This is a genomic window from Pseudomonas sp. NPDC088368 (assembly GCF_044753445.1).
GTDB classification, from domain to species: Bacteria; Pseudomonadota; Gammaproteobacteria; order Pseudomonadales; family Pseudomonadaceae; genus Aquipseudomonas; species Aquipseudomonas bambusae.
The window spans coordinates 1-1,298 of record NZ_JBIVNG010000028.1 but is presented as its reverse complement, the minus strand read 5'-3'; the positions used below and the strand labels follow the sequence as shown (position 1 = coordinate 1,298).

Below are 1,298 nucleotides of genomic sequence, written 5' to 3'. Positions count from 1 at the left end.
CCGTGCTGAGTAAGGAAGGGGTGCATCATGGCAATCGTTAAATGCAAACCGACTTCCCCTGGCCGCCGTTTTGTGGTCAAGGTGGTCAACAAGGAGCTGCACAAAGGCGCTCCTCACGCACCGCTGCTCGAGAAAAAATCGAAGTCTGGTGGTCGTAACAACAATGGCCGCATCACTACTCGTCACGTAGGTGGTGGTCATAAGCAGCATTATCGTCTGGTCGACTTCCGTCGCAACGACAAGGATGGCATCGCTGCCACCGTCGAGCGCATTGAATACGATCCAAACCGTACTGCTCACATCGCACTGCTGCTGTACGCAGACGGCGAGCGTCGTTACATCATCGCGCCTAAAGGCGTGAGTGCTGGCGACCAGCTGATTGCAGGCGCCTTGGCTCCAATCAAGCCGGGCAACGCTCTGCAACTGCGTAACATCCCAGTTGGTTCCACCGTTCACGGTATCGAACTGAAACCTGGTAAAGGCGCTCAAATCGCGCGTTCCGCTGGTGCTTCGGCTCAGTTGGTCGCTCGTGAAGGTGTCTACGTGACTCTGCGTCTTCGCTCCGGTGAAATGCGTAAAGTCCTGTCCGAATGCCGTGCAACTCTCGGTGAGGTTTCCAACTCCGAGCACAGCCTGCGTTCGCTGGGTAAAGCTGGTGCCAAGCGCTGGCGTGGCGTTCGCCCAACCGTTCGTGGTGTTGCCATGAACCCGGTTGACCACCCACATGGTGGTGGTGAAGGTCGTACCTCTGGTGGTCGTCATCCGGTATCGCCGTGGGGCTTCCCGACTAAGGGCGCGAAGACTCGTGGTAATAAGCGTAACGACAAAAAGATCGTCCGTCGTCGCAAGTAAATAGAGGGATACGACAGTGCCACGTTCTCTGAAAAAAGGTCCTTTTATTGATCTTCACCTACTGAAGAAGATCGAAGTGGCGGCGGAAAAGAACGATCGCAAACCGGTTAAGACCTGGTCGCGTCGTTCGATGATCCTGCCACAAATGGTCGGTTTGACCATTGCTGTGCATAACGGTCGTCAGCATGTTCCTGTTCTCGTGAACGAAGACATGGTCGGCCACAAACTGGGCGAGTTTGCCGGTACCCGCACTTATCGTGGGCACGTGGCAGACAAGAAAGCCAAGCGTTAAGGGGTAAGGAACGATGGAAGTAGCCGCTAAGTTGTCGGGCGCTCGAATCTCCGCCCAGAAAGCCCGCTTGGTCGCCGACCAGATCCGCGGGAAGAAGGTGGGCGAAGCGCTCAACCTGTTGGCTTTCAGCAGTAAGAAAGCCGCCGAGATAATT

3 protein-coding genes are annotated in these 1,298 nt (G+C 55.8%); all 3 read left to right on the top strand.

From position 1 onward, the window contains the following. The first annotated feature begins 27 nt into the window (after nucleotides 1-27). Nucleotides 28-852 (top strand): 50S ribosomal protein L2, encoded by an 825-nt coding sequence (gene rplB, locus ACIQAL_RS31555; RefSeq protein WP_401152587.1) that lies wholly within the window; start codon nucleotides 28-30, stop codon nucleotides 850-852. 16 nt (nucleotides 853-868) lie between these two features. Next, nucleotides 869-1,144 (top strand): 30S ribosomal protein S19, encoded by a 276-nt coding sequence (gene rpsS, locus ACIQAL_RS31550; RefSeq protein WP_002555486.1) that lies wholly within the window; start codon nucleotides 869-871, stop codon nucleotides 1,142-1,144. A gap of 13 nt (nucleotides 1,145-1,157) precedes the next feature. Next, nucleotides 1,158-1,298 (top strand): 50S ribosomal protein L22 (locus ACIQAL_RS31545; RefSeq protein ID WP_401152590.1); only part of this gene is annotated, 141 nt, incomplete at its 3' end.